We start from the raw sequence: 25,199 nt of genomic DNA, 5'->3' as shown, positions 1-25,199 counted from the left end.
CGTTTTCCCTGCATATCGTCAAAAGCGCGGAATCTTCGGTTGCATCTAAGCTTGCTCCGAAGTCCGATTGCAGAAATGCCGCAAGACATGCGCGCCTTCAAATGATTGCTTCTCACCCGATATGTTAGTAAATTTTACATATGGACTACATCCCGCTGAACGCCGTCCGTGCTTTCGAGGCCGCCGCGCGTCATCTCAGTTTCTCCGCTGCCGCAGAGGAGCTGCACGTCACTCACCCGGCCATCAGTCACCAGATAAGGCGACTGGAGGAGTGGTTGGGCGTGCCGCTCTTCCATCGCGATGCGCGCAAGGTACGGCTGACGGATGCCGGGGTTATCCTGCAGGCCTCGGCGAGCGGGGCACTTGCCGAACTCGGCGCCACATGCCGGCGTATCAGGCGCAATGCGGCCGTGGCGACCGTATCGGTAGGCTGCATACCTTCCATTGCCAGCCGTTGGCTCGTGCCCCGCCTGCCTGACTTCACCGCCAGCCATCCCGATATCGGCATGCGGGTGGCTTATGCCCGGGCAGAGGAAAGGCTCGGCGATGGTGAGAACGACGTGCTGATCACGCTTGGGGCTGATTCCACTCCTGGCGTCACCAGCCTCAAGCTGTTTTCACGCCTGAACCGACCGGTGTGCAGCCCCTACTATTTCGCCGGCAGGGACCATCTGCGAACGGCCGCGGGAATAGCGGGCGCGGACCTGCTGCATGACGAGACCCGTCACGGCTGGCGCGAGTGGTTCTCCGAGGCCGGGCTGCCCAATGTCGACATTGGCAACGGACCCGTCTTCGCCGACTTCAACATTCTGGCAACGGCGGTCATCGCCGGCCACGGCGTGGCGCTTTGTCCCGTGGACGTTTTTCGGGACGAACTGAAGCGGGGCGATCTGATTGTTCTGTCACAGCTCGCAACCAACCGCGACAAGGGCTACTTCCTGACGATGTCGGTGGATGCCTCGCCTGCCGCGTTTACCTTCGCCGATTGGTTTCGCCGGGAGGTTTCGGTCGATGCCGAAGCGGATCGGCCTTAGCTCCTTGCATGTCGTTCGCCTAAACCGGCGCCCCCTTTGGGCGACATGCAAAGCCTGTCGATATCACTTGACGACGAAGCCATGCGCGAACGGATCGCGGTCGTCGATGAAGATGGTGTTCAAGCCGGTCATCCGCGCCCAGCCGCCGATCGAGGGAATGATGGCCGGTTTGCCGGCAACGGTGACGTCCTTTTCGACCTTGCCCTTAAACAGCGAGCCGATGATCGATTCATGGACGAAGCTGTCGCCGGCCTTGAGCTTGCCCTTGGCATGAAGCTGCGCCATGCGCGCCGAGGTGCCGGTGCCGCACGGTGAGCGATCGATCGCCTTGTCGCCATAGAAGACGGCATTGCGGGCGTCCGCGCCCTCCACCGTCGGCTTGCCAGTCCACAGCATGTGCGACAGCCGGTTGATGCCCGGGTTCTCGGGATGCACGAAGGAATATTTTTCGTTGAGCCGCTGCCGCACCACGGGGCTCCAGGCGATAAAGTCGCCCGCCGAATAGTCTGCCATGTCGCGATAGTTCTTCTGTGGCTCGACGATGGCGTAGAAATTGCCGCCATAGGCGACATCGACGGTGATTTCGCCGAGCTGCGGACACTCGACCGTCAGGCCTTCGGCATGGAGGAAGGACGGCACGTTGGTGATGCGCACCTCCTCGACATAGTCGCCGACCTGTTTGTACTCGGCGATGACCAGGCCGGCCGGCGTGTCGAGCCTGAGCACGCCTGGCGTCTTCGGCTTGATCAGCCCGTGCTCGATCGCCATCGTCACCGTGCCGATGGTGCCATGGCCGCACATCGGCAGGCAGCCCGAGGTTTCGATGAACAGGATGGCGATGTCGCAATCCTGGCGCGTCGGCGGATAGAGGATCGAGCCGGACATCACGTCATGACCGCGCGGTTCGAACATCAGCCCGGTGCGGATCCAGTCATACTCGGCGAGGAAGTGCGCGCGCCGCTCCATCATCGTTGACCCCTGCAGCAGCGGGCCGCCGCCGGCGACCAGCCGCACCGGATTGCCGCAGGTGTGGCCGTCTATGCAGAAGAAGGATTTCTTGGCCATGACGCTCCTCGAAAAATCAAAACCCGAAAAAATCAGAATCGTTGTGGACTGAAGGGCCCCAGATCGATCGGCGGAGTCTGCCCCAGGACGAGATCGCGGATCAACCGTCCGGTGGCTGCCGCCTGGGTCAGGCCGAGATGGCCATGGCCGAAGGCATAGACCACCGGCCGGCTTCCCGACGCGCGACCTATGACGGGCACCGAATCCGGCAGCGAGGGACGGAACCCCATCCATTCGCGCCCGCCGGCCGGATCGAGCCCCGGCAGGAAGCTTTGCGCCTTCTGCAGCAGCGCCTTCGATCGAGCATAGTTGGGCGGCCTCTCGATGCCGCCGAGTTCGACCGCGCCGCCGACGCGCAAGCCGGTTTCGAGCGGCGTGATGACGAAGCCGTGGCCGGAGAAGATCAGCTGCCGCTTCACGTCGAAGGCAGCCTTCGGCAGCGTCGTGTTGTAACCGCGCTCGGTCTCCAGCGGAATGCGATCGCCGAATTGCCTCGCCAGCAGATGCGACCAGGCGCCGGCGGCGACGACAAGGTGTCGGGCTCGCTTGGTGCTGCCGTCGGCCAGCGTCAATGTCGCGCCATCCTGATCCGCCCCGACGCGCTCGATCCGGGCCATTTCAAAGCGCGCGCCCCTGGACTGCGCGTAGGCCCATACCGCCTTGCCGAGCAGTTTTGGATCGGCGACCGTCTTCCATCCCGGCACGAACGTGCCCTTGACGAAGCGCGGCGAGAGCCCAGGCTGCAGGGCTGCAAGTTCATCGCCCTCGACATGGCGAAAGCCGATGTCGAAGCGCTCCCGCGCGGTCCAGCCGGGCAGCGAGGCGCGGAACTCGGCCTCGCTCTCGTAGAGTTCGAGCGAGCCGTCCTCGCGCAGCATGCCGCGCGTGCCGGAGCGATCGAGCAAGCCCATCCATTCGGCTTCGGCAAGCTTCATCATGCCCGCCTGGGCGGCGAGGCTCGCTTCATATTTTGCCGGCGCGCCGGCACGCCAGAAGCGGAACAGCCAGGGCAGAAGCTTCGGCAGATAGGCGGGTGGAATGCTGAGCGGGCCGAGCGGGTCGGCCAGCCATTTCGGCAACTGCCGGATCATGCCCTTGTGCGCCATCGGCAGCACGTCGGAGAAGGCGAAGGCGGCGGCGTTGCCGGAACTCGTTTCCTCGCAAATGCCGGTGCGATCGAAGATCGTGACCTTTCGTCCCGCCTCGGCAAGACAGGCGGCGGCGCAGATGCCGATGATGCCGCCACCGATGATGGCTATGTCTTCCCCTTTGCCCCGTTCACGGGGAGAAGATGCCCGAAGGGCGGAGGGGCGGCGCCCCTCTTCTGTCGACTTCGAACTTCCGTGCACGTAGGCGCTGCCTCTCTTCTGGCTGCCGCCATCTTCTCCTCATGAAGGGGAGAAGAAAGCTTTAGAACTGCGGCAGTGTCGGCCGAACCGCCAGCGCGTCCTTGACGATCTTTTCGACTGCCTTGCGGCGTTCGCCCGACAGCGGCTGGCGCGGCATGCGCACGCGGTCATTGGTTTGGATGGCGAACACTTCGGCAAGCTTGATGTTCTGCACCAGATAGGTCGAGACGTCGAGATCGAGCAACGGCCGGAACCAACGATAGATGGCGAGCGCCTCTTCGCGGCGGCCCTGCTTCATCAGCTGGTAGATGGCGACAGTCTCGCGCGGAAACGCGGTGACCAGTCCGGCGACCCAGCCGATGGCGCCGACCGACAGCGCCTCGAAAGCGAGATTGTCGACGCCGGTGAACAGGTCGTAACGAGTGCCCAAGCGATTGATGATCTCGGTCGAGCGGCGGATGTCGTCGGAGGATTCCTTGATGGCGACGAAGCGCTTGTCCGATGCCATCTCCTCCATCTGGTCGACAGTGACGTCGACGCGGTAGGCGAGCCGGTTGGAGTAGATCATGACCGGCAGGTCGCCAGCCTCCGCGACGGCGCGCAGCGCCGCGACCGTCTCCTCCGCATTGGTGTGATAGATCGGGCTCGGCACCACCATCAGGCCGTTGGCGCCTTCCTTGGCGGCGCGGCGCGCAATGCTGGCCGCCTCGCGGGTGCCGGCCTCATTGACTGTCAGCAGCACCGGCTTCTTGCCGGCGACCTTCTGCGCGGTCTTCAGCACCTCGATCTTCTCGTCAGGCGACAGCATCGGGCCTTCGCCGAGCGATCCGCAGACGATGATGCCGTCGCAGCCGGCCTCCATCTGCAGGCCAAAGCAGCGCTCCATCTCGGCATGGTCGAGACGATCGTCGGCAGTGAATTTGGTCGTGACGGCGGGGAAAACTCCGGTCCACATGGTCATGTCTCCATCTGATATATCAGCCGTATATCTGCTAGAAAATCATTTGTCAATGCGGAATCTCTTATGATATATCCTGGATATATCAGGAGATCGCCTTTGATATCCATGGACTCAAGCACTGCATTCGAGCCGGCGGCGGCCAAGGCCTACCGTGTGCTCGAGCACATGATCGTCACGCTCGAACTGGCGCCGGCGAGCTTCGTCACCGAGGGCGCCTTGATCGAAAGGCTGGCGCTTGGCCGCACACCGGTGCGCGAGGCAATCCAGCGGCTGGCCTGGGAAGGGCTGCTCGACGTGCGGCCGCGCGCCGGCATCGCAATCGCTCCGCTGCATCCCGGCGACTGGCTGCGCGTGCTCGATGCACGCCGCGGGGTCGAGGTGGTGCTGGCCCGGTCGGCCGCCCGCTTCGTCACCCGCGAAGCCGCCGACATGTTTCACGAAGCAGCCCTGGCCATGCAGAAGGCGGTGATCTCGGGCAACGTGCTTACCTTCATCCAGGCCGACAAGGCGCTTGACGAAGCGCTGGCGCTGGCCGCCGACAATCCTTTCGCCGCCCGCCTGGCGGCTCCCTTGCAAACCCACAGCCGCCGTTTCTGGTTCCGCTACAAGGCCGACACCGGGCTTGCTGAATCGGCTGAGCATCATGTCGCGCTGATCCGCTCGATCCTCGACGGCGACGAGGAAGCCGCGGCCAAGGATGCCAAGCGGCTGATAACCCTGCTGCGCGGCCACGCCGAGGTGGCCGCTACCCGCCGCTGATCGGGCGGTTCAGATCCCTTGCGCCGTTGCGGTGATGGAGACGGTATTCTCCCATCCGTCACCGGTCGCGAAGATGCAGCTTCGGCCCTGCACGTCGGTCACCAGCATGGTCCATGTCCCACTTGCCGAGACATAGATCTCGACAATGGCAGCTTGCCCGACCACACCGTAGCCGATCTGCTTCTGCTGGAAGGCCTGCGCCAATCCCGCGACAAGGTCCCTGTGGCCGCCGCAGATGAATTGCGCTTGTGCCGACAGCGTCGACAACGCCAGCGCGGCGCCGATCACGGCCATCCTGATCCATAGAAATGAAAATTTGTGTGCCATCTGGCACCTCCTTCGCCTTCACGTTCCGGCAAAGGGAGGCACATGGGCAGCCTCAATATGCCGGAGCGTTCCAGGCCGGGTCCGACGTCTTCATCACGTCACTCCTTCTGGTTTCCGGTCTGTCGTCAGGGAATTCTTATCGCATTCCCTGGATTCGATATGGTGAGGTCCCGATCCGAAAACAAGCAGCATCTCAACCCTGGCGGCGAGCCGTACGGCTTCGATCCGCGTCAGGTTTCCGCGGGGTCGCGAAGCGCCGCCCATTTCAGCAGGGCGTCGAGAGCCGGACATAGCGCCTGCCCCCAGTCGGTCAGGCGGTACTCGACTTTCGGCGGCACCTGATGATGCACGATGCGGCGCACGATCCCGTCGGCTTCCATCTGCCTCAGTTGTTGAATCAGCATCTTCTGCGAGATCGCCGGGATCGCCCGTTCGAGATCGGAAAAGCGCAGCACCTTGCCGCCGAACAGGTGAAACAGGATCACCAGCTTCCAGCGGCCTTCAAGGATGCGCAGCACATTTTCCACGCCGCTCGCCGCCGACACCGGCGTCAGCGCCTCAACCTTGCTTTCGGGTCCAGACTTCCTTTCTGACATGACCTTACTTTCGGGTAAGTACCTTACTTTTTCGTCGGTTCTTGCCATTTTTTCAGCATATCTCATTTTAGGAGCCGGACAAGGCCGCGGACCTTCGCGTCTACGGCAGGACCTGGAACCGGAGATGAAACCATGATCGCGAAACTTCCGCAGCCGCTGACAGACTATTTTGCCGCTAAGAACAGGCACGACATCGACGCGATGCTCGTGCCCTTCTCGTCGGACGCCACGGTCAAGGACGAAGGTGAAACCCATCGGGGTTCGGCCGCCATCCGCGACTGGATGGAAGCAACGACGAGAAAATACCGGGTGACCGTTGAGGTCGTCGACGCGACGGTCAATGGCGATGCATGGCGGATCGCCGGCATCGTGTCAGGCAATTTCCCCGGAAGCCCGGCGACGCTGCACTACAACTTCACACTGGCCGACGGCCGGATAACGCGGCTGGAGATCGGTGCATGACCATCCTGGGAAATTCCCGGTTCAACGATCAGGAATTTGCCAAGTTGCGGAGCTGGTGAGATTCCTTGTTCCGGACCAGTGCCATTCTGACCGTATGATCCAACGCAAAAAAGGGCGCGACCAAGCCGCGCCCTTTCCTGTGAAATAGCTGTCGGATTTCAGTTCATCGTCGGGATGACGAACTCGGCCCCGTCCTTGATGCCGGACGGCCAGCGCGAGGTGACCGTCTTGGTCTTGGTGTAGAAGCGGAACGCGTCCGGGCCATGCTGGTTGAGGTCGCCGAAGGAGGACGCCTTCCAGCCGCCGAAGGTGTAGTAGGCGATCGGCACCGGGATCGGCACGTTGACGCCGACCATGCCGACCTGGACCCGCGAGGCGAAGTCGCGCGCCGCATCACCGTCACGGGTGAAGATGGCGACGCCATTGCCCATCTCGTGGTCGTTGGCGAGCTTGATCGCGCTCTCATAGGTCGGCGCCCGCACCACCGAGAGCACCGGTCCAAAGATCTCTTCCTTGTAGATGCGCATGTCCGCGGTGACGTTGTCGAACAGGCAGCCGCCCATGTAGTAGCCATCCTCGTAGCCCTGCATCGAGAAGCCGCGGCCGTCGACGACCAGCTTGGCGCCTTCCTTGACGCCGGTATCGACGTAGCCCTTGACGCGCTCCAGCGCCTGCGCTGTCACCAGCGGGCCGAAATCGGCCGAAGAGTCGGTCGAAGGTCCGACCTTCAGGCTTTCGACACGCGGAACGAGCTTTTCCATCAGCCGGTTGGCGGTGTCGTTGCCGACCGGGACAGCCACCGAGATCGCCATGCAGCGCTCGCCGGCCGAGCCGTAGCCGGCGCCGATCAGCGCGTCGACGGTCTGGTCCATGTCGGCATCGGGCATGATGATCATGTGGTTCTTGGCGCCACCGAAGCACTGCACGCGCTTGCCCGCGGCGGTGCCGCGCGAATAGATGTAGTGGGCGATCGGCGTCGAGCCGACAAAGCCGATGGCCTTGATGTCGGGATCGTCGAGGATGGCATCGACCACATCCTTGTCGCCATTGACGACGTTGAGGATGCCCGCCGGCAGGCCGGCTTCGATGAACAGTTCGGCGATGCGCATCGGCACGCCCGGGTCGCGCTCCGACGGCTTCAGGATGAAGGCATTGCCGCAGGCGATGGCCGGCGCGATCTTCCACAGCGGGATCATCGCCGGGAAGTTGAACGGCGTGATGCCGGCGACGACGCCGAGCGGCTGGCGCATCGAATAGACGTCGATGCCGGGGCCGGCGCCGTCAGTGAATTCGCCCTTCATCATATGCGGTGCGCCGATGCAGACCTCGACCACTTCGAGGCCGCGCTGGATGTCGCCCTTGGCGTCGGCGATCGTCTTGCCATGCTCGCGCGCCAGGATATCGGCCAGTTCGTCATAGTCGCGGGCGACGAGTTCGAGGAACTTCATCAGCACGCGCACGCGGCGCTGCGGGTTGGTTGCCGCCCATTTTGGCTGTGCCGCCTTGGCATTCTCGACCGCCGCGCGCAGTTCAGCCTGCGAAGCCAGCGCCACCGTGCCACGCACGGAACCGTCCATCGGCTGCATGACATCTTGCTTGCGGCCGCTGGTCCCGGCGACATGCTTGCCGCCGATGAAATGACCGTAGTCGATCATGATTTCTCTCCCTGGGTTTGTGATGGCGCATTGTCCGCCTTTGCCCGGCGGATGGCAACGCGAGCCAGAACGCAACCGTTGTGCATGAAATAGACAACGGAGGCCGACTGTGCATTAATTGCCGCAAATATCCGGCACTTCGATCGTTCCAAGGATTGAAAGATTGCATTTCTTCCCACCCCCCTCTGTCCTACCGGACATCTCCCCCGCAAGGGGGGAGATCGGATGTTGCTTTCGTCTTCGGAAACCTTCGACGCCGCAAAGATGCCGCCGGCGGAGCTGCCACTCTCCCCCCTTGCGGGGGAGATGTCCGGCAGGACAGAGGGGGGTGGGCGGGAACGCGGCGTTCACGATTAGATCGGACCATCCCCATGAACTGGGATGACGTCCGCATCTTCCTGGCCGTGGCGCGGGCCGGCCAGATCCTTGGCGCAGCCAGGCGGCTGGAACTCAACCATGCCACCGTCTCGCGCCGCATCGCCGCACTCGAGGATGCGCTGCGGACGAAGCTGTTTCGCCGGCTGACCACCGGCAGCGAACTGACGCCGGCCGGCGAGCGCTTTCTCGACATTGCCGAGCGCATGGAAGGCGACATGATCGCCGCGCGTTCGACCGTCGCCGGCGAGGGCGACGACGTCTCCGGCACGGTCCGCATCGGCGCGCCGGACGGGTTTGGCGTCGCTTTCCTGGCCAAGCGTCTTGGCGCACTGACGGGCCTGCACCGCGAACTGACGATCCAGCTTGTGCCGGTGCCGCGCTCCTTCTCCCTGTCGCGACGCGAGGCGGACATCGCCATCACCGTCGAGCGGCCGACGGAGGGGCGGCTGGTGGCGGGAAAGCTAGTCGACTATTCGCTCGGCCTGTTTGCCTCGCGCGCCTATGCCGAGGCGCATGGCTTGCCCAAGACAGCCGCCGAGCTTGATCAGCACACGCTCATAGGCTACGTGCCGGACCTGATCGTCAGCCCGTCGCTCGACTATGCGGCCGAGTTCAGCCCGGACTGGCGCACCAGCTTCGCCATCTCCTCGGCGCTCGGCCAGGCCGAAGCGGTGCGCTCGGGCGCCGGCATCGGCATCCTGCACACCTTCGTCGCCCGCTCGATGCCGGAACTGGTGTCCGTCGACGTGGTCGCACCCATCCGCCGGGCCTATTGGCTGGTCTATCACGAATCGGTCCGGCCGCTGCGCCGCGTCCAGATCGTCGCCAGCTTCATCACCAAGGCGGTGGAGCAGGAGAGAAGCCTGTTCGTCTAGACACGCCGCCTTTTCCTTGCCACAAAACCGGCCAGTGTGGCATCAGGCGCGCAGGCGCCGCCACGGGCAGACCGCCAGGTGGGAAATCTTTCAGAAAGCTGGCGCGGATAGACATGCGAGCCGTTCTTGCCATCCTGCCGCTGGTCTTCCTTTCCGCATGCGCCAATCCATGGACCAAAGTGCCGGAGGCCGACCTGCCCAAGCCGATCCGCTACGCCATGGCCCGCCCTTCGCCTTTCGTCTTCGGCAATTATTGCGGCCCCGGCACCCGCACCGGCGATCTGTCGGCGCGGCCGGTCGATCGCCTCGACGCAGCCTGCCGGATCCATGATGCCTGCTACATCGCTCGCCACAATCATTGCGATTGCGATGGTGCCCTCGTCGCCTCGGCGAAAACGATACGCGACGACAAGACAGCACCCCGCAAGATGCGCGGCGAGGCGGAGCTGCTGATCGCCACTTTCGCCATCCCCGTCTGCAAGGTGTTCCCGCAGGGCTTCATGCCGCCGCGCGACCCGGCACAACTGAGCGTCCTGAAGGCCGGGGCGACCGGGTGAATCGCCGCGCAGCCATTATCGTGGCCCTGTCCGGGCTGACGTTCGTTGTCCTTGCCGGCTGTGCCGGCTCGCCCGGCCGCAATGCCTGTGACCTGCTGCAGGGCCAAGAGGCCTGCGCTCGCCCCTCGCTGTCGGCCAGGACTCCGGGGCCCCAGGTTGCCGCCGCTCAGTTTTTTGGCGACGCCGGCACAAGCGACTATGAAAAGCGATTCCTGGCGCTGCTCGCCGACCACCAGCTCGGCGCCATGGACCGGGCCAACGGCACCGGCCCTTTCGGCCATGACCGCCATGACATCCGCACCAGCGATTTCCAGGCGACCTACCGGACGCTGCAGCACCTGGCCGGTCCGGTTGCCGAAACGCATCTGCCGCCGGCCGGTGGTGGCAGCGGCGATGGCCATTTCGACGGGCGCTGGCGGGTGTCGCGGCAGACGCTCTACATCGACGCCGCGGCACGGCCTTCGGCGCCCAAGACATTCGATTTTTCCGGCCTGCAGGCGCGCAGCGTCGAGATCGTGCTGCGCCAGGCGGGCAAGCAACCGGCCGAGATCGACGGCTCATGCGATGGCGCGTTGGCGCTGCGCGACGGTGCCGGTTCGCGAACCATTGCCGCGGGCATGGCATTCCGCTTTCGCCTGTCTGGCGAGGACGACACGGTCAGCCTGTTCCCAAGTGACAGCCTGAACCGCTGCACCGCAAGAATCCGCTCCAGCCTTGTCCCGGCCGGCGCGCCCCTCACCATCCGGCGCGAAGAGACCGCCGACCCGGCGCTCGCCGCTTTCGACAGCCGCTACGAGCGTTGCCCGACGCCTGACCCCACGGGCCTCGACCCGCTCAGCCGCGCCTTCTACGCCAGCCGCTGGCTGTCGCAGACCTGCGCCTTGCCGATCGGAGAGCCGCGCCTGCTGCGCAAGTCGCGCGACGGCTTCAACGCCAAGGTCGAGGCGCTGATGGGAACGCCGCTGCCCGACAGCGCCATCGACAGGGGCGACCCGGAGCTGCCGCTCGACTTCTCGAAGGCGCCAAGGCTGAAGCTGATCTATCTGTCCTCGCTCGAATTCAAGGCGGATTTTTCCGGCCGCATCATCGAACGGCTGATCCGCCACCATGCCGCGCTCGGCACCAAGGTGCGCATCATGGTCACAGACGTGCTGGAGCGCGACAAGGACGACGCGCTGCTGCACCGGCTGGCGGCCGAGTTCCCCAATGTCGAGTTGCAGGAGTACCGCTGGCGGGCCGATCGGGGCGCACCGATCGACGAGCAGATCTCACAATTTCACAAGACCCACCACATCAAGATGCTGGCGACGCTGGCTGAGGACCCCGGGCGCTCGCGCGTCATCATCGGCGGCCGCAACATCCATGACGGCTTCCTGTTCCACCAGCCGATCGATCTGTCGCGCTATCCGGATCTGGAGCAATATGGCAGGACCGACGGCTTTTCGTTGAACTACTATTCGAACTGGAGCGACTTCGACATCGAGTTCACCGACCGGACCACGGTCGAGGCGCTCGCCGCGCATCTCTCGACAGTGTGGCTTCGCGACGCCGACACCAACATCGCGCGGCCTTTCTCCATTCCGGTTCGGTCCGACGGCCACCGCCCGTCAGGCACCGCGCGGCACTTCATCTCCGTGCCCTACGCGGATGGCCATGCGCTGGAGGATTATTTCGTCGAGCTGGTCGACGCCGCCCAGCACCATATCCAGATCGTCAATCCCTATCTCAACCTGACGCCGAAACTTAACCACGCGTTCGACCGGGCGCTCGCCCGCGGCGTCAAGATCGACATTGTCGGCCGTATCGATCTCAAAGGCGACATTGGCGGCAGGTTCCTCACCGCGCTCAACAAGCTGTTCGTCGAGAAGTATGGCGACCGCATCGACATTCGCGAGTTCAAGGCGCCCGATGTCGTGCTGCATTCCAAGATCATGATGATCGATGAGAGGTTGGTCGCCATCTCCTCGGTCAATCTCAACAACCGCAGCTTCTTCCACGACTCGGAGAATGGCATGATGGTGCTGGACCCGGCCTTCTACACCAGGATGAAGGCGATCTATGACGACTATTTCGCCCACTCCAACCCGGTTCCCACCAACGTAACGATCCCGTGGGCCTATCGGCTGCTGTTCGACGAAGACTGGGTCAGGCAGGCGTTTTGACGAATTTGGGCGACGTCGCGGCGCCCTATCGCAGATAGCGTTCCTGCGCGAGATCTCGGACATCGATGTCCGGCACCCGGCTGGAGATGATATCGGACAGCACCTTGGCCGAGCCGCAGGCCATGGTCCAGCCGAGCGTGCCGTGGCCGGTGTTGAGATAGAGATTGGAAAGCTCGGTGCGGCCGATCAGCGGCGGACCATCCGGCGTCATCGGCCGCAGCCCACACCAGAACGTCGCGTCCCGCATCGCGCCGGCGCCCGGAAAGAGATCGCCGACCGAGTGTTCCAGCGTGCGCCGTCGTGATTCGTGCAGCCTGAGGTCGAAGCCGGAAATCTCGGCCGTGCCGCCGACCCGGATGCGGTTCCCCAGCCGGGTGATCGCCACCTTGTAGGTCTCGTCCATCACCGTCGACACCGGCGCCACGGCGGCATCCTGGATCGGCACGGTGATCGAATAGCCCTTGACCGGATAGACCGGGATTGGCCGCTTCACCCGACGCATGAAATCCGCCGAATAGCTGCCCATAGCCATGACATAAGCGTCGGCGGTCAGCCAGCCCTTGCTGGTGCTGAGATTGGCGATACGGTTGCGGCTGCGGATAACGCGCCAAACCGTCAGACCATATTCGAATTTGACCCCGCGAGCCACGCACAGCTCGGCCAGGCGGTCGGTGAACATCTTGCAGTCGCCGGTCTCGTCGCGCGGCAGCCTGAGGCCGCCGACGAACTTTTCGCGCACTCCGGCCAGGCCTGGCTCCGCCGCGATGCAGCCGTCCTGGTCGAGGATCTCATAGGGCACGCCATATTTCTTCAGCACCTCGACATCGCCACCGGTGCCGTCGAGCTGCTTCTGCGTGCGAAATAGCTGCAGCGTGCCCTGGGCACGCTCGTCATAAGCGATGCCGGTCGCCTCGCGCAGCGCCTTCAGCGTGTCGCGGCTGTATTCGGCCAGCGGCACCATGCGCGCCTTGTTGATCGCATAGCGCTCGGCCGTGCAATTGCGCAGCATCTTGACCAGCCATGTCCACATATGCGGATCGAAGGCCGGCCGCACGACCAGCGGGCCATGCTTCATCAGCAGCCACTTGATCGCCTTCAACGGAATGCCGGGCCCGGCCCAGGGCGAGGCATAGCCGGGCGAAATCTCGCCGGCATTGGCGAAGCTGGTTTCCAGCGCCGGGCCTTTCTGGCGATCGACCACCGTCACCTCGTGGCCGGCCTCGGCGAGATAGTACGCCGTGGTCACCCCGATGACGCCACCGCCCAGCACCATGATTTTCATCGTTCACTCCTTGCCGTGCCGCGTCCTTCCGGACGCCCATAGACGCGGCCGCATTTTCGATTTGCGCATGATCCTTTCCGAAAATCGATTCCGATTTTCGAGACCATGCACTGTTGCCCGTTCACGCCGCCGAGGGACCGGGGTCGTCGTCCTCTGTCTGCCGCATTCCAGCCGTCTCGCCAAGAGGCCGCCTGTCGGCCGCGGCGCTGTAGACCAGGGTGAGCCCATATGGTCGCCTCACCTCGGTTGGGGATTTTTCCTTGACTGCGCGCCGCGCAGCCTCGGGCTGGTAGAGCACCGCCTTGATCAGGATCGACTCGTTCCTGCCGTCGGGCTGTTCGATCATGGCCGTCTGGCCTTGGGCCATGCCAAGCATGCAAAGCCCGCGCCTCGTGGCGATCGACAGACTGGAGCCGACCGGTCCGCGCACTTCGTTTTGCACCAGGGTCCGCGTCTCGGCAGCGCCGGCATCGATGCTAAACACCACTCTGCTGTTCAGCGTCACGATATCGGGTTCGACCACATCGATCGAGACGAGATCGGCGTTTGCAAGCTTGTGTTCAAGCATATCCACCATCGGGTCCGCGAATGCCCGTCGACGCTCCAGCATGACTTCGAGGACGGCAAAGTCCTTGGTCGTCAAGCAACAGTTCGTGCCTGTCATCATCATCTCCACGATCAGGGCCGCTGCGGGCCGGAGGCGGGCGTGTCGACGGCTTCGACGGTCACCGACAGTTCCCGGCCGCCACGGCTGCTCCAGCACACCGCCTGCCCGACGGTTGCGCCGATGAGCGCCGTCCCCATCGGCGTCAGCACCGAAATCCTGTTTTCAGTGATATCGGCATCGCCGGGGTAGACCAGCGTGATGCGCTGGGTGTCCCCGTTTTCGCCACGGATTGTCACTGTCGAGCCCATTTGCACCACGCCGGCAGGCATCGCCGCCGCTTCCGTGACGACGGCCCGGTCCATTTCCGAAAGCAGCTCTTCGGCAGTCTCAGGCGTGCGGTCGAGCGACGCTCTCGCCAGGCCTGTCAGCCTGTCATGGTCGGCATCGCTGACCGTGAGCTGGTTCTGTGGGTGCAGTCCTGTTGCATGTTGCATGGCAAACCTCTTGGATTGGCGCATCGAATAGATGCGCGCTTGCCGCCGTACTGACGGCAGCTTGATGAAAGCCGGCAGCCGCGAGGGCTGTCAGGCTTGATGGCGGTGTTGGATGTATGGATGCCCCGGTTCGGACGGACGCCAAGAAGGCGGCCGCGCCGGGGCTACGATCCCGCGATCGGGCAGACCCTGAACAAGGTTCTGATATGGGCGAGGTTGCTCATGCACCGACCCTTGCCGACAGGCGCATGCTTGTCAAGCGTGGCCAAACCGCTCAACCGTCGACGTAACGCCGATGAAAGCGGTGGCCGAGGCTGGTCAGGATTTCGTAGCCGATGGTGCCGGCATGGCCGGCCGCGCCGTCGACGCTTTGCGAGGAGCCGAGCAGTTCGACGAGATCGCCCTCGCCCAGCCTGCCGGGTGGCAAAGCGGAAATGTCGAGAATGATCGAATCCATCGACACCCGCCCAAGGAAGGGCAGCCGCACGCCCTCGAACCAGGCCGCGGACGCCGCGCGGCGATGCCAGCCATCGGCATAGCCAAGCGAAATCGTCGCGGCCGTGAGCGGAGCCGTGGTGCGGAAGGTGTGGCCATAGCCGACCCCAACGCCGGCCTCCAGCATGCGTGTCTGCACCACTTTGGCCTGCAGCCGCACCACTGGCAGCATCGGGTTTGATCGGGCCGGTGTCGGATTGATGCCGTAGAGCGCGGCACCCGGCCGGGCGAGATCATAGTGAAAGCGCTGCCCAAGAAAGATGCCGGATGAATTGGTGAACGAGGCCGGCGCCTCGGGCAACAGTGCGCGCAGCCGCTCGAACGCCAGTCGCTGCCGCTCGTTGGCCGGATGCTCCGGCTCGTCGGCGCAGGCCAGATGGCTCATCACAAAACGGACGTCGATCCCATCGAAGGCACCGGGATCGGCGGCAACGCGCTCGACATCCCGGGGCGCCATGCCGAGCCGCGACATGCCGCTATCGACCTGGATCGCCGCCGGCAGCCTTCGGCCGGCGCGGCCAGCCGCCGCACGCCAGGCCGCCAGTTGTCCGGGGCTGTTGACGACGGCGGAAAGGTTTGCCGCCACGGCGTCCGGCTCGGCACCGGGCGGAATGCCGTTCAGCACGAAGATGTCGGAACCCGGCCCGAGCGAGCGGCGCAAGGCGATGCCTTCGCCCAGAAGCGCGACGAAGAAGATATCGCAACCTTCGCCGGCGAGTGCCGCCGCCACCCGGCTCGCGCCGAGGCCGTAGCCGTCGGCCTTGACCACGCCGGCGCAGCGCACGCTGCCCAGGTGCGCTTTCAACCGCCGGTAGTTTTCACGGATCGCGCCAAGGTCGATGGTCAGGATGGCGCCCGCCACCGCTTCGCCTGTGGCAGCGATGTCCTCAGGCAGCGACCTCTTGGGGGCGTCGTTCATGGCGACCCTTCTCGTGGCGGATAGTGCATGTCGCCCAAAAGTGGTCCCGGTTTCGGGAGAACGACATGCATAAAACAACGGCCTGAAGCGTATCGCTTGAATCCGTTCAAACGCGACGCGCTTTAGACATCAATAGGACCGCCAGGCCGGCGCGGCAACTGTCGTCGTTTCGTGTCGAGGCTATTGCGTCAGATGCCGGAACGCCGCCACTACTTCCTCGTAGACATGGCGCTTGAACGGCACGATCAGGTCGGGCAGGTCCTGCATCGGTCGCCATGCCCATTTGTCGAATTCGGCGGTGTGGCCGCCCGGCGGCGGATTGATCTGGATCTCGCCGACATCGCCGTGAAAGCGGAAGGCGAACCATTTCTGCGTCTGGCCGCGATACCTGCCCTTGAAGGCGATGCCGACGAGGTGGTCCGGCAAATCGTAATTGATCCAGTCCGGCGCCTCGGCGAGCAGCGAGACGCCACGCATGCCGGTCTCTTCGTAGAGCTCGCGCTCGGCCGCCTGCAACGGCTCCTCGCCCTTGTCGATGCCGCCCTGTGGCATCTGCCAGAGCTGTGTCGTGCCGGCGAATTCGCTGTCCGGTTCGGCAATGCGATGCCCGACCCAGACCAGGCCGTCGGCGTTGAGGATCATCAGCCCGACACAGGGACGATAAGGCAGCGTTTCGCGATCAACTGTCTTCTTAGCCATCTTGCCCTCGTGCCGGCCGTTGCTGGAAATTCGATACTTGGGAGGATCGCTAGCCTTTTTGCGGATCGATGGCCACCGCCGAAATCGGCACGATCTCGATGCCGCGCTTCTTGGCCTCGGTGACCCAGGTCGACACCGTGTCGACCGTCAGGTCGAAGGCCGAGCCTATGCCGACGGCAAAGCCTTTGGCGCGCGCGGTGGCTTCCAGCCCGTCGAGTTTCTTCAGGATGGCGCCGCGATCCTGCACGGCATCGATCGCCGTGTCGCCGGAGACGAAGGGCACGCCGTCCTTCAACGCCAGGTCCGGCGCCAGGCTACGTGCCGACGAGCCATCGTCGATATAGGCCAGGCCCCGCTTGCCGAGTTCGGCCATGAACGGCTCCATCGCCGTAGCATCGGCGGAAAAACGCGCGCCCATGTAGTTCATGACACCGGTGTAGTTTGTCGTCCGCGACAGCGCCCAGTGCAGGTTCTTCAAATTCTCATCCGCGCTCGCCGCCACCGTCAGCGTGTTGCGGCCGGGGTTGATGTTCGGATAGTCGAACGGTTCGAGCGGCACCTGCATGACGATCTCGTGGCCGCCCTGCCGCGCCGCCTGCATCCAGCGGCCGATGCTGTTGCCTTGCGGCGCGAAGGCCAGCGTCACCTCCGCCGGCAGCTTGGCGATGGCCGCCTGGGTGCCTGTCTGCGAAACCGCAAGCCCGCCGATGACGATCGCCACCCGTGCACCACGCGCGCCCGACCACGGCCGCGCATAGACGTCGAACGGGCGCCGGCCATCGGCTGCCCGGGCAGGCAATGGCCCGGTCTCGCTGGCTTCGATCAGCGCCTTGTCGGGAATATGGGCGATCTTCAGGTTCTGGCCCATGGTTGACGGGTCGCGAATGACGATCCCCGCCTTGGGCGGACCGTCGCCCTCCTCCGTCTGCACATGGATGATCTGCGGCCCGTCGGTTTTGGCGGGCGCTGCCGGCTTGGCTGCGGCCACCGGGGCCAATGCGGCCGGCGCGGCAGCAGGCTCGGCCGCCGCCGTCACTTTCGGCGTCGAAACGGCGACCTCTTGCGGCTTGCGGAACGGCTTTTCCCTAAGCGCGATCGCACCGGAGACGCCTACCACCGCCAGAACGACCACGGTTGCCGCGATCGCGCCGGCGCTGACCTTGCCGGCCGCGCGCGGCGATCGGACGGTCTGTCCAAGCGGGCGTTCGATGTCCTTGCCTATGTCAGCCAAGCTGCATCCCCGGGGCGCATGCTCCGAAGACGAAACCCCTTCGAAATGACATGCGCGAATTCATCAATCCTGGCGCACCCCTGGCGCCCGCACCCCAGGGCCTCGCCTTGCCCCGAATCAAACTGCCGGAACCTTTCGGTTCCGGCAGCATCGCATTGCTTCCATCAGGCGGCCAGACCTGTTGTCGGCCCCTGGCATCGGACCCAAAAGTGGAATCCGGTTTTGGGAAAATCCGATGCCAAAACAAAAAACTGGAGCGGCGCTTGCGCCGCTCCAGAGCTTTACTGGTTGAGAACGGCCTTTTCCGGATTGGGCGGGAAAGCCGGATCGGTCTTCTGGCCGCGCAGCAGCTGCTCGGCATAGATGAGCTGCAGATCGTCCTTCGGATCCGGCGGCACATAGGCTGCCGAGCCTGAACCGGTCGAACTCTCGTCGGCGCCCTTGATATGGCCCTTGAGGTCGGATTCGCCGCGCGTCAGGTCCCTGCCCTGAAGTTCCGGCGGCAGCGGCTGGTCGACCTTGATGTCGGGCGTGATGCCCTTGCCCTGGATCGACTTGCCGGACGGCGTGTAATAGAGCGCCGTCGTCAGCCGCAGCGCACCGTTTTCGCCGAGCGGAATGATGGTCTGCACCGAGCCCTTGCCGAAGGACTGCGTGCCGACCACCGTGACGCGGCGCAGATCCTGCAACGCGCCGGCGACGATTTCCGACGCACTGGCCGAGCCACCATTGACCAGCACGATCATCGGCTTGCCGTTGATGTCGTCGACCTGCTTGGGCTTGGCGTCGAAACGGGTGACGTCCTTCGGATCGCGACCGCGCGTCGAGACGATCTCGCCGCGGTTGAGGAAGGCATCGGAGACGCTCACCGCCTGGTCGAGCAGGCCGCCCGGATTGAGGCGCAGATCGAGCACATAGCCCTTGAGCTTGTCGTTCGGCACCTGCTTCTTGATGGTGTCGATGGCATTCTCGAGGTCGTCATAGGTCTTTTCGGTGAAGGAGGTGATCTTCATGTAGCCGATGTCGTTTTCGACCCGGAACTTGACCGCCTTGACCTTGATGATATCGCGCACGACCGTCAGTTCGATCGGCTTGTCGGCGCCCTGGCGCAGGATGGTGAGCTTGATCGGCGTGTTGACCAAGCCGCGCATCTTCTCGACCGCGTCGTTGAGGGTGAGGCCGCGAACCTCCTCGCCGTCGATCTTGGCGATATAGTCGCCGGCCAGCACGCCTGCCTTGGCGGCCGGCGTGTCGTCGATCGGCGTGATCACCTTGACCAGGTCGTTTTCCATGGTGACCTCGATGCCGAGGCCGCCGAACTCACCCTTGGTCTGCACGCGCATGTCCTGCGCCTGCTCGGCGTTCATGTAGGAGGAGTGCGGGTCAAGCGAGGCAAGCATGCCGTTGATGGCGTTCTCGACCAGCGACTTGTCGTCGGGCGGCGTCACATATTGCGCCCGCACCCGCTCGAAGATATCGCCGAAGATGGCCAGTTGCTTGTAGGTCTCCGACCCTGCAGCGTTCGCCGCCGAGCCGGGTGTGCCATAAACAAGGCTCATGGCGGACGCGCCCATCAGCGCACCGGCAAACAGAAGCGACAGTTTCCGCATCATTTCACGTCCTTCCAGAAAAACGGTCCGCCCACCATGGGGCCGGATCGACGGGTTTTCCATCCTTGCGGAACTCGACATAGAGTTCCGGTGTGGCATTTACATTCTTCGAAACCGAGGTGCTCGCCACCCGGGCCTCTCCCATCGCGCCGACCGGCTCTCCTGCGAGCACTGATTGGCCAGTCGCGACGCTGATTCTGCTCATCCCCGCCAAAACGACATGATAACCGTCGCCTGCGTTCAGGATCAAGAGTTGACCATACGAGCGAAACGGCCCCGCATAAAGCACATTCCCATCCGCCGGCGCGGTGACGATGGCTCCCGATTGTGTCGCAACCATGTCGCCAAGCATCACCGCCCCGTTACCGTCCTCGGCGCCGAATCGCCGTTTGATGCGGCCGGTCACCGGCAATGCGATCTGCCCCTGCAGTGCCGAAAAGGGTGCCGCTGCGGCAAGTCGATTGCCTTCCGGTACAGGCAGGGACGCCAATTCCGCTGGGGTCTCCGCCGGCGCTGACGTCTTGTCGCCGTCCGCTGTCTTCTGCTCGGCGGCCTTGGCCGCATCGGCCGCCTTGCGGCTCTTGTCGGCTTCGAGCGAGGCGATCAAGTCCTTCAGGCTGCCGGCCTTGGCCGCCAGCGCTTCCGACCGCTGCTTTTCAGCGGCCATTTGCGTTTGCGTGTCGGCTTCGAGCTTCTGCTTGGCCTCCAGCAGCATGCCGAGCCGCTTCTTTTCCGCTGTCTGGTCGCCAACCGCCGCCGTCAACCGCGCCCGCTCGGCCTCGATCGAAGCCGTCACGCGCGACTGCTCCTTGAGATCGGCCAGCAGGCTATCGGTCTGCTGGCGCAGTTCCGGGACCACAGCGCCGAGCAGAATGGCGCTACGCACCGACGACAGCGCGTCCTCGGGCTTGACCAGGATCGCCGGCGGCGGGTTGAGCCCCATGCGCTGCAGTGCTCCCAGCACTTCGGCCAGCACGTCGCGCCGTGCCGCAAGCGAGGTGCGTATCTTCTGTTCCTGGCCCTTCAGCCCTTCCAGCTTGGCGCCGATATCCTCGATGTCCTGGCCGAGTTTCTGTTCGGTCATGGCCGACTGGATCAAGGCGGCGGTGATCGAGGCATGGTCCTTCTTGATCGTCGCGATGTCGGCGGCGAGCTTGGCCAGGCGCTCGGACGACAGCGTGATCTCCTTCGAGACCTGTTCGTATTCGGCGCGGCTCTGGTCCGGATCGGGGGCAAGGTCGAGCGTGTTCTCAGCCCGCACCGTATGCAACGACAGCACGAGCACCGCCGCCGCGATGCCGCAGCGCGCGCGCCATGAGGCCGTCCCTGATGATTTCCCGTCTTCAGACATTGAAGCCCGACTCTATGCGTGGCTTCGTTAACGAACAATCAACCATGTTCGAAAGCCCCCCTAAACCATGTGCGAGAGCCCCAATTGGCGCAGTCTGGTGGCGCATTGGGGCGGAAATCCGTATGGCCGCGCCAAACCACCGGTTACGAACGATGATAGGGATGGCCGGAAAGGATGGTTGCGGCCCGGTACAGCTGCTCCCCCAGCATCACGCGGACCAGTTGGTGCGGCCAGGTCAGCAATCCGAACGACATCACCAATTCTGCCTGATCGCGCAGCGGCTGATCGTGCCCGTCGGCGCCGCCGATGGCGATGACCAGCGCCTTACGGCCGCCATCACGCAGCTGGCCGATGCGCCCTGCAAAGTCTTCGGAGGAAAAATTCTTGCCGCGTTCGTCGAGCAAGATCAGTGCGGTGCCGGGCTGCAACTGCCCCTGCAGCTTCTGGCCTTCGTCGCGCCGGCGCTCGTTGGCGGTCTGCGCGCGCCCCTCGGCAATTTCGGCCACGCCGGCAAACTCTAGCCCCACCGCCGGGCCGCTTTTGGCAAAGCGCTCGAAATAGCGGTCGGCGAGCTGCTTCTCGGGGCCGGCTTTCATCCGGCCCACGGCATGAACTGATACCTTCATCCTCGCCCCTATAAGCCGCCAATGCATGCCATGACATGCATCAAAACAAAGGCGGCTTAGTGGATGGTCTCTTCCTCGAGGTCCGGCGCCTGCCACATCTTTTCGAGATTGTAGAATTCGCGGACTTCGGGACGGAAGACATGGACGATGATGTCGCCTGAATCGATCAGGACCCAGTCGGCGCCTGCCAGCCCCTCGACGCGCGCCGTGCCGAGACCGGCATCCTTGAGCGCCTTGAGCAGGTGATCGGCGACAGCCGAGACATGACGGTGCGATCGGCCCGACGCGACGACCATGTAGTCGCCGAGGCTCGATTTCCCCTGAATGTCGATTGAGACGATATTTTCGGCCTTGGAGTCTTCCAGACTGGCAAGGACTGTCTTGATGGCGCGGGACACGGCGTCGTTTACGCTGATCCCGGCCGGCGAAGGCATGATATCGGCCTTCTTCCGCAGTGCTGTTCTCAGTGTATTTCCTTTCGCAGCAAGAACAACCAAATCACCCCCAAAAGCAGGTGACACCGCTTAAATAGGCAGAGTTCCGTTGCAGTTTCAAGACGGCGCCCTGTCGCGCACGAACGTATTGTCGGTCCCGCGGTTCCACCGCATGCCGAAAAAGATCGGAACCCATGGCGCCTGCGTGGGTTATCGGGTCGCCCACCAACCGGATTTTCCCCATGCCTATCGACCCGCAGAACACCCTTCTCACCGTCCAGGCCGCCCTTGCGCAACTCAGCACTCTGATCGTTTCCTACGCCTTCTCGGCCATCGGTGCCGTCATCCTCCTGGTTGTCGGCTATATCGTTGCCGGCCTTGCCGAGCGTTCCATCTCCGCTGGCCTCGGCCACATCCATGGCTTCGACGCGACGTTGCGGCATTTCTTCTCCAAGATCGTCCGCTATGCAATCCTGATCCTCGTCACCATCATGGTGCTCGGCCAGTTCGGCGTGCAGACAGCGTCGATCATTGCCGCCATTGGCGCCATCGGTCTTGCCATCGGCCTGGCGCTGCAAGGCACGCTGCAGAATATCGCGGCCGGCATCATGCTCCTGGCGCTGCGGCCGTTCCGTATCGGCGAATCCGTCGAGGTCGGTTCGATTGCCGGCTCGATCGAGGAGATCGGCCTGTTCGCGACGAGGCTCAGGACCGCCGACGGCGTCTACATCCTGGCGCCCAATTCGACGCTATGGAACCAGCCGGTGCGCAACTACACGCGCAACGGCGTCCGCCGCGGCGACATCACGCTCTCGATCGGCTCCTGGAACGACATCGACCGCGCCCAGAAGACGCTGCTTGCCATCGCCACCACCGATCGCCGGGTCAAGCGCGAGCCGGCGCCGATCGCTTTCGTCGCGACATTGGGTGAAAGCACGGTCTCCATCGCCTTGCGCTACTGGACATCGGCCGCGGATTTCTTTGCCACCCAGGCCGATCTCACCAAGCGCGCCAAGCAGGAATTCGACGCGGAAGGCATATCGATCCCGCTCCCGCCACCCGAAGCGCCGGCGCCGGAAGCCCGCCGGCAATAAAGCATGATCCCGACGGCGGCTTTCGGTTTTCGGAAAATATCACGCTCTAGTCAGTTGCCCCGGTTCCGGGGCTGCTCGTCCGGTCCGAAGGCGAGTTCGACCGGCAAGGGCGCCTGCGCTGTCATCGGCGCGAAACTGCCGGTTTCGGCGGAGGGAACGGCCCGCGTCGTCACCACGCGCAAAAGCACGAACAGGCAGAAGGCACAGGCGATGACGATCGCCACATAGATGAAGGCCTGCGTCCCGAAGACGGCCGACAGCGCGGTCACGATGCCGGGCACGATGAAGCCCGAAAGCGACCAGGCAAACAACAGCGAGCTTGACAGCGCCACCAGGTCATCCTTGCCGGCGCGGTCGGCGGCATGCGCACTGGCCAGCGAATAGATCGATTCCGAGGCGCCATCCCAGACGATGTAGATCACCACCAGAGCCGCCAGCGCGCCGCCATCGAACCCGAGCGCGAGCAGGCCGGCGACCATGGCGAGCGCGGCCGCGGCGATCAGCACATAGCGGCGGTCGGTTCGGTCGGAAATCCAGCCGAGCGGGATCTGCAGGATCAGGGTGCCGACCGGCATTGCCGAAAGCAGCAGGGCGACGTCGGCCTGGCTGTAGCCCTTGGCGGTGGCATGGATCGGCGCGAAGCCGGCGATCGACATCGACAGGCCGCCGACGGCAAGCATGCCGGCGACGCCGACGGGCGAAATCCGCCAGGCCCGGCCGAGCGCCACCGAGGCCGCTTGCGGTGGCGGCGGCTGAGCAAGCCTGGTCAACCCCACGGGCAGGATCGACAGTGCCGTGAAGACGATGCCGATCAGCGGCGCGTCCGCGGTTCTGATGTCGACAAAGGCCAGCGTCGCATAGCCGACGCCGAGCCCGACGACATAGGCAACGTAGAAGAACGCCATCACCCGGCCACGGATGGCATTGGCAACGGCATCGTTCAGCCAGCTCTGCGCGACGATGAACAGGCCGCATATGGCAAAGCCGTAGAGCGCGCGGGCAGCGATCCAGAGCAACGGATGCGGGCCGGCGCCGACCGCGGCATTGGCCAGTGCGATCAGCGCCGACAGCACCATGAAGGCGCGGGCATGGCCGACCCTTCGCACCAGCGGTCCGGTCAGGATACAGCCGGCGAGGCCGCCGGCCGAAAGTCCGGTGATGATCAGGCCGGCCCAGGTCGGATCGAAGCCCTCGGCGCCAAGCCGGACCGGGATATAGGCAAACATCAGTCCGTTGCCGACGGCGATCAGCGCCATCGATGCGATGACGCTGGCAATCGCGATCAGCGGCGTGGGCTCATCGCCTTGCCCGGCTTCGATGCGGTGTTTCCTGGGGATCGACATGCCTGCTCAGGATTGCCCATGAAACGGGCAAAGGAAGCGATAAAAGCGACATCGCCGGGTGAGCGGGCTCAACCCCTGGCCAGCTTGCGGATCGCGCTCGACGACAGCGACGAGCGCGGGCCGTGGATGAAGGTCCAGGCCGGCGCCTTCATGCGGGCGAGCCTTGGCGCATCCCCTTCGTCGACGCGGGCATAGTCGAAGGTCTTGGCGACGACCGACGACAGGAACGACAGCGTCGCGCCCGGACGGTCGATGACGGCGATCGGGAAGGTCATGACGATCTCGCGCCAGCGCTGCCAGCGATGGAAATCGCGCAAGCTATCGGCGCCCATGATCCAGACGAAGTCGACGCCGGGATTGCGCGCCTTGACCAGCGCCAGCGCGTCGGCGGTGAAGCGAACGTGATGCGCCGCCTCGAACGCGGTGACCTTGATCTTCGGGTTCTTGGCGATCTGCTCCGAGAGCTGCAGCCGCTCGCCGAGCGGCGCCAGTTCACGCGTGCTCTTCAGCGGATTGCCAGGCGTCACCATCCACCACAACTGGTCGAGCGCCAGGCGTCTGAGCGCGATTTCGGCGACAAGGGCATGGCCGGCGTGAGGAGGATTGAACGAGCCGCCGAACAGGCCGACAGCGAGCCCCTTTTCGGCATGCGGCATCTTGAGGTAGCGGGGGCGGACGAGGTGTTCGGACTGCGAAGGCATGTGTCAGGCACCCCCCTCTGCCCTGCCAGGCATCTCCCCCGCAAGGGGGGAGATTAGCAGTTCTAGCGGAGGCGCCCACCTACCAGCACTTGCGACTAGCGAAGGGAGTTGCGACAGCCAATCTCCCCCCTTG

25 protein-coding genes are annotated in these 25,199 nt (G+C 64.3%); 7 read left to right on the top strand and 18 right to left on the bottom strand.

The features are described from left to right. Positions 1-140: 140 nt before the first annotated feature. Entirely contained in the window at positions 141-1,034 is an 894-nt protein-coding gene (locus tag AC1DYW_RS22365; RefSeq protein WP_477227663.1) for a LysR family transcriptional regulator, read from the top strand. A gap of 63 nt (positions 1,035-1,097) precedes the next feature. On the opposite strand, the gene AC1DYW_RS22360 is transcribed toward AC1DYW_RS22365, so the two are convergent. The 3 genes from AC1DYW_RS22360 to AC1DYW_RS22350 form a co-directional block, all read right to left on the bottom strand. Next, a complete protein-coding gene (locus AC1DYW_RS22360) occupies positions 1,098-2,099 on the bottom strand; it encodes a 4-hydroxyproline epimerase (RefSeq protein WP_477227662.1) in 1,002 nt (333 codons plus the stop codon). Between the two features lie 32 nt (positions 2,100-2,131). Continuing rightward, the gene (locus AC1DYW_RS22355; protein ID WP_477227661.1) at positions 2,132-3,448 is read right to left on the bottom strand and encodes an NAD(P)/FAD-dependent oxidoreductase; all 1,317 of its coding nucleotides are present in this window, start codon (positions 3,446-3,448) and stop codon (positions 2,132-2,134) included. A gap of 61 nt (positions 3,449-3,509) precedes the next feature. Further along, on the bottom strand, positions 3,510-4,403 hold the full coding sequence (locus tag AC1DYW_RS22350) for a dihydrodipicolinate synthase family protein (protein ID WP_477227660.1): 894 nt from the start codon (positions 4,401-4,403) through the stop codon (positions 3,510-3,512). Positions 4,404-4,514: 111 nt separating this feature from the next. On the opposite strand from AC1DYW_RS22350, the gene AC1DYW_RS22345 reads away from it, so the two are divergent. After that, positions 4,515-5,168 carry a GntR family transcriptional regulator gene (locus AC1DYW_RS22345; RefSeq protein WP_477227835.1) on the top strand — a complete coding sequence of 218 codons (654 nt, stop codon included), beginning with the start codon at positions 4,515-4,517 and terminating at the stop codon, positions 5,166-5,168. 9 nt (positions 5,169-5,177) lie between these two features. Here AC1DYW_RS22345 and AC1DYW_RS22340 read toward each other — a convergent pair whose 3' ends face one another. Next, positions 5,178-5,495: a hypothetical protein gene (locus tag AC1DYW_RS22340; protein WP_457153497.1), complete on the bottom strand. Its 318-nt coding sequence runs from the start codon at positions 5,493-5,495 to the stop codon at positions 5,178-5,180. A gap of 230 nt (positions 5,496-5,725) precedes the next feature. Continuing rightward, a complete protein-coding gene (locus tag AC1DYW_RS22335) occupies positions 5,726-6,091 on the bottom strand; it encodes a winged helix-turn-helix transcriptional regulator (protein WP_477227659.1) in 366 nt (121 codons plus the stop codon). A gap of 132 nt (positions 6,092-6,223) precedes the next feature. Between AC1DYW_RS22335 and AC1DYW_RS22330 the strand changes: the two genes are divergently transcribed. Next, positions 6,224-6,553 carry a nuclear transport factor 2 family protein gene (locus AC1DYW_RS22330; RefSeq protein WP_457153498.1) on the top strand — a complete coding sequence of 110 codons (330 nt, stop codon included), beginning with the start codon at positions 6,224-6,226 and terminating at the stop codon, positions 6,551-6,553. A gap of 158 nt (positions 6,554-6,711) precedes the next feature. Here AC1DYW_RS22330 and AC1DYW_RS22325 read toward each other — a convergent pair whose 3' ends face one another. Next, positions 6,712-8,208: a CoA-acylating methylmalonate-semialdehyde dehydrogenase gene (locus AC1DYW_RS22325; RefSeq protein ID WP_457153499.1), complete on the bottom strand. Its 1,497-nt coding sequence runs from the start codon at positions 8,206-8,208 to the stop codon at positions 6,712-6,714. A 371-nt stretch (positions 8,209-8,579) separates the two neighbouring features. Here AC1DYW_RS22325 and AC1DYW_RS22320 point away from each other — a divergent pair, with 371 nt between their 5' ends. The 3 genes from AC1DYW_RS22320 to AC1DYW_RS22310 all read left to right on the top strand — a co-directional run bounded on the left by AC1DYW_RS22320 (position 8,580) and on the right by AC1DYW_RS22310 (position 12,180). Beyond that, entirely contained in the window at positions 8,580-9,461 is an 882-nt protein-coding gene (locus AC1DYW_RS22320) for a LysR family transcriptional regulator (RefSeq protein ID WP_457151031.1), read from the top strand. 113 nt (positions 9,462-9,574) lie between these two features. After that, the gene (locus tag AC1DYW_RS22315) at positions 9,575-10,018 is read left to right on the top strand and encodes a hypothetical protein (RefSeq protein ID WP_477227658.1); all 444 of its coding nucleotides are present in this window, start codon (positions 9,575-9,577) and stop codon (positions 10,016-10,018) included. Continuing rightward, positions 10,015-12,180: a phospholipase D-like domain-containing protein gene (locus AC1DYW_RS22310; protein ID WP_477227657.1), complete on the top strand. Its 2,166-nt coding sequence runs from the start codon at positions 10,015-10,017 to the stop codon at positions 12,178-12,180. Before AC1DYW_RS22315 ends, AC1DYW_RS22310 begins: the two co-directional genes overlap by 4 nt. Positions 12,181-12,205: 25 nt before the next feature. Here the strand turns inward: AC1DYW_RS22310 and AC1DYW_RS22305 are convergent, their stop codons facing one another. From AC1DYW_RS22305 to rsfS, 10 genes are all read right to left on the bottom strand, one after another. Beyond that, on the bottom strand, positions 12,206-13,462 hold the full coding sequence (locus tag AC1DYW_RS22305) for a D-amino acid dehydrogenase (RefSeq protein ID WP_477227656.1): 1,257 nt from the start codon (positions 13,460-13,462) through the stop codon (positions 12,206-12,208). A gap of 121 nt (positions 13,463-13,583) precedes the next feature. Continuing rightward, positions 13,584-14,132: a GreA/GreB family elongation factor gene (locus tag AC1DYW_RS22300; RefSeq protein WP_477227834.1), complete on the bottom strand. Its 549-nt coding sequence runs from the start codon at positions 14,130-14,132 to the stop codon at positions 13,584-13,586. An 8-nt stretch (positions 14,133-14,140) separates the two neighbouring features. Beyond that, on the bottom strand, positions 14,141-14,563 hold the full coding sequence (gene rnk, locus AC1DYW_RS22295; protein WP_477227655.1) for a nucleoside diphosphate kinase regulator: 423 nt from the start codon (positions 14,561-14,563) through the stop codon (positions 14,141-14,143). 274 nt (positions 14,564-14,837) lie between these two features. Then, positions 14,838-15,977, bottom strand: coding sequence for an alanine racemase (gene alr / locus AC1DYW_RS22290; RefSeq protein ID WP_477227654.1), 1,140 nt, complete (start codon positions 15,975-15,977; stop codon positions 14,838-14,840). Positions 15,978-16,157: 180 nt separating this feature from the next. After that, positions 16,158-16,676, bottom strand: coding sequence for an RNA pyrophosphohydrolase (locus tag AC1DYW_RS22285; protein WP_477227653.1), 519 nt, complete (start codon positions 16,674-16,676; stop codon positions 16,158-16,160). A 49-nt stretch (positions 16,677-16,725) separates the two neighbouring features. Next, on the bottom strand, positions 16,726-17,907 hold the full coding sequence (locus AC1DYW_RS22280) for a divergent polysaccharide deacetylase family protein (RefSeq protein ID WP_477227652.1): 1,182 nt from the start codon (positions 17,905-17,907) through the stop codon (positions 16,726-16,728). Between the two features lie 281 nt (positions 17,908-18,188). Further along, a complete protein-coding gene (locus tag AC1DYW_RS22275; RefSeq protein ID WP_167365099.1) occupies positions 18,189-19,520 on the bottom strand; it encodes a S41 family peptidase in 1,332 nt (443 codons plus the stop codon). A gap of 1 nt (position 19,521) precedes the next feature. Next, positions 19,522-20,868: a murein hydrolase activator EnvC family protein gene (locus tag AC1DYW_RS22270; RefSeq protein WP_477227651.1), complete on the bottom strand. Its 1,347-nt coding sequence runs from the start codon at positions 20,866-20,868 to the stop codon at positions 19,522-19,524. A gap of 143 nt (positions 20,869-21,011) precedes the next feature. Continuing rightward, positions 21,012-21,494, bottom strand: coding sequence for a 23S rRNA (pseudouridine(1915)-N(3))-methyltransferase RlmH (rlmH, locus tag AC1DYW_RS22265; RefSeq protein ID WP_457151021.1), 483 nt, complete (start codon positions 21,492-21,494; stop codon positions 21,012-21,014). 56 nt (positions 21,495-21,550) lie between these two features. Further along, positions 21,551-21,928, bottom strand: coding sequence for a ribosome silencing factor (gene rsfS / locus AC1DYW_RS22260; RefSeq protein ID WP_457151020.1), 378 nt, complete (start codon positions 21,926-21,928; stop codon positions 21,551-21,553). A gap of 242 nt (positions 21,929-22,170) precedes the next feature. Between rsfS and AC1DYW_RS22255 the strand changes: the two genes are divergently transcribed. Further along, the gene (locus AC1DYW_RS22255; protein WP_477227650.1) at positions 22,171-23,022 is read left to right on the top strand and encodes a mechanosensitive ion channel family protein; all 852 of its coding nucleotides are present in this window, start codon (positions 22,171-22,173) and stop codon (positions 23,020-23,022) included. Positions 23,023-23,072: 50 nt separating this feature from the next. Here AC1DYW_RS22255 and AC1DYW_RS22250 read toward each other — a convergent pair whose 3' ends face one another. Then, positions 23,073-24,365 (bottom strand): MFS transporter, encoded by a 1,293-nt coding sequence (locus AC1DYW_RS22250; protein ID WP_477227649.1) that lies wholly within the window; start codon positions 24,363-24,365, stop codon positions 23,073-23,075. A 68-nt stretch (positions 24,366-24,433) separates the two neighbouring features. Further along, positions 24,434-25,021 carry a nicotinate-nucleotide adenylyltransferase gene (locus AC1DYW_RS22245; protein ID WP_477227833.1) on the bottom strand — a complete coding sequence of 196 codons (588 nt, stop codon included), beginning with the start codon at positions 25,019-25,021 and terminating at the stop codon, positions 24,434-24,436. Positions 25,022-25,199 lie beyond the last annotated feature (178 nt).

This window comes from Mesorhizobium sp. P2_D5, from assembly GCF_056404355.1.
This window is presented reverse-complemented; position numbering and strand designations above follow the sequence as displayed.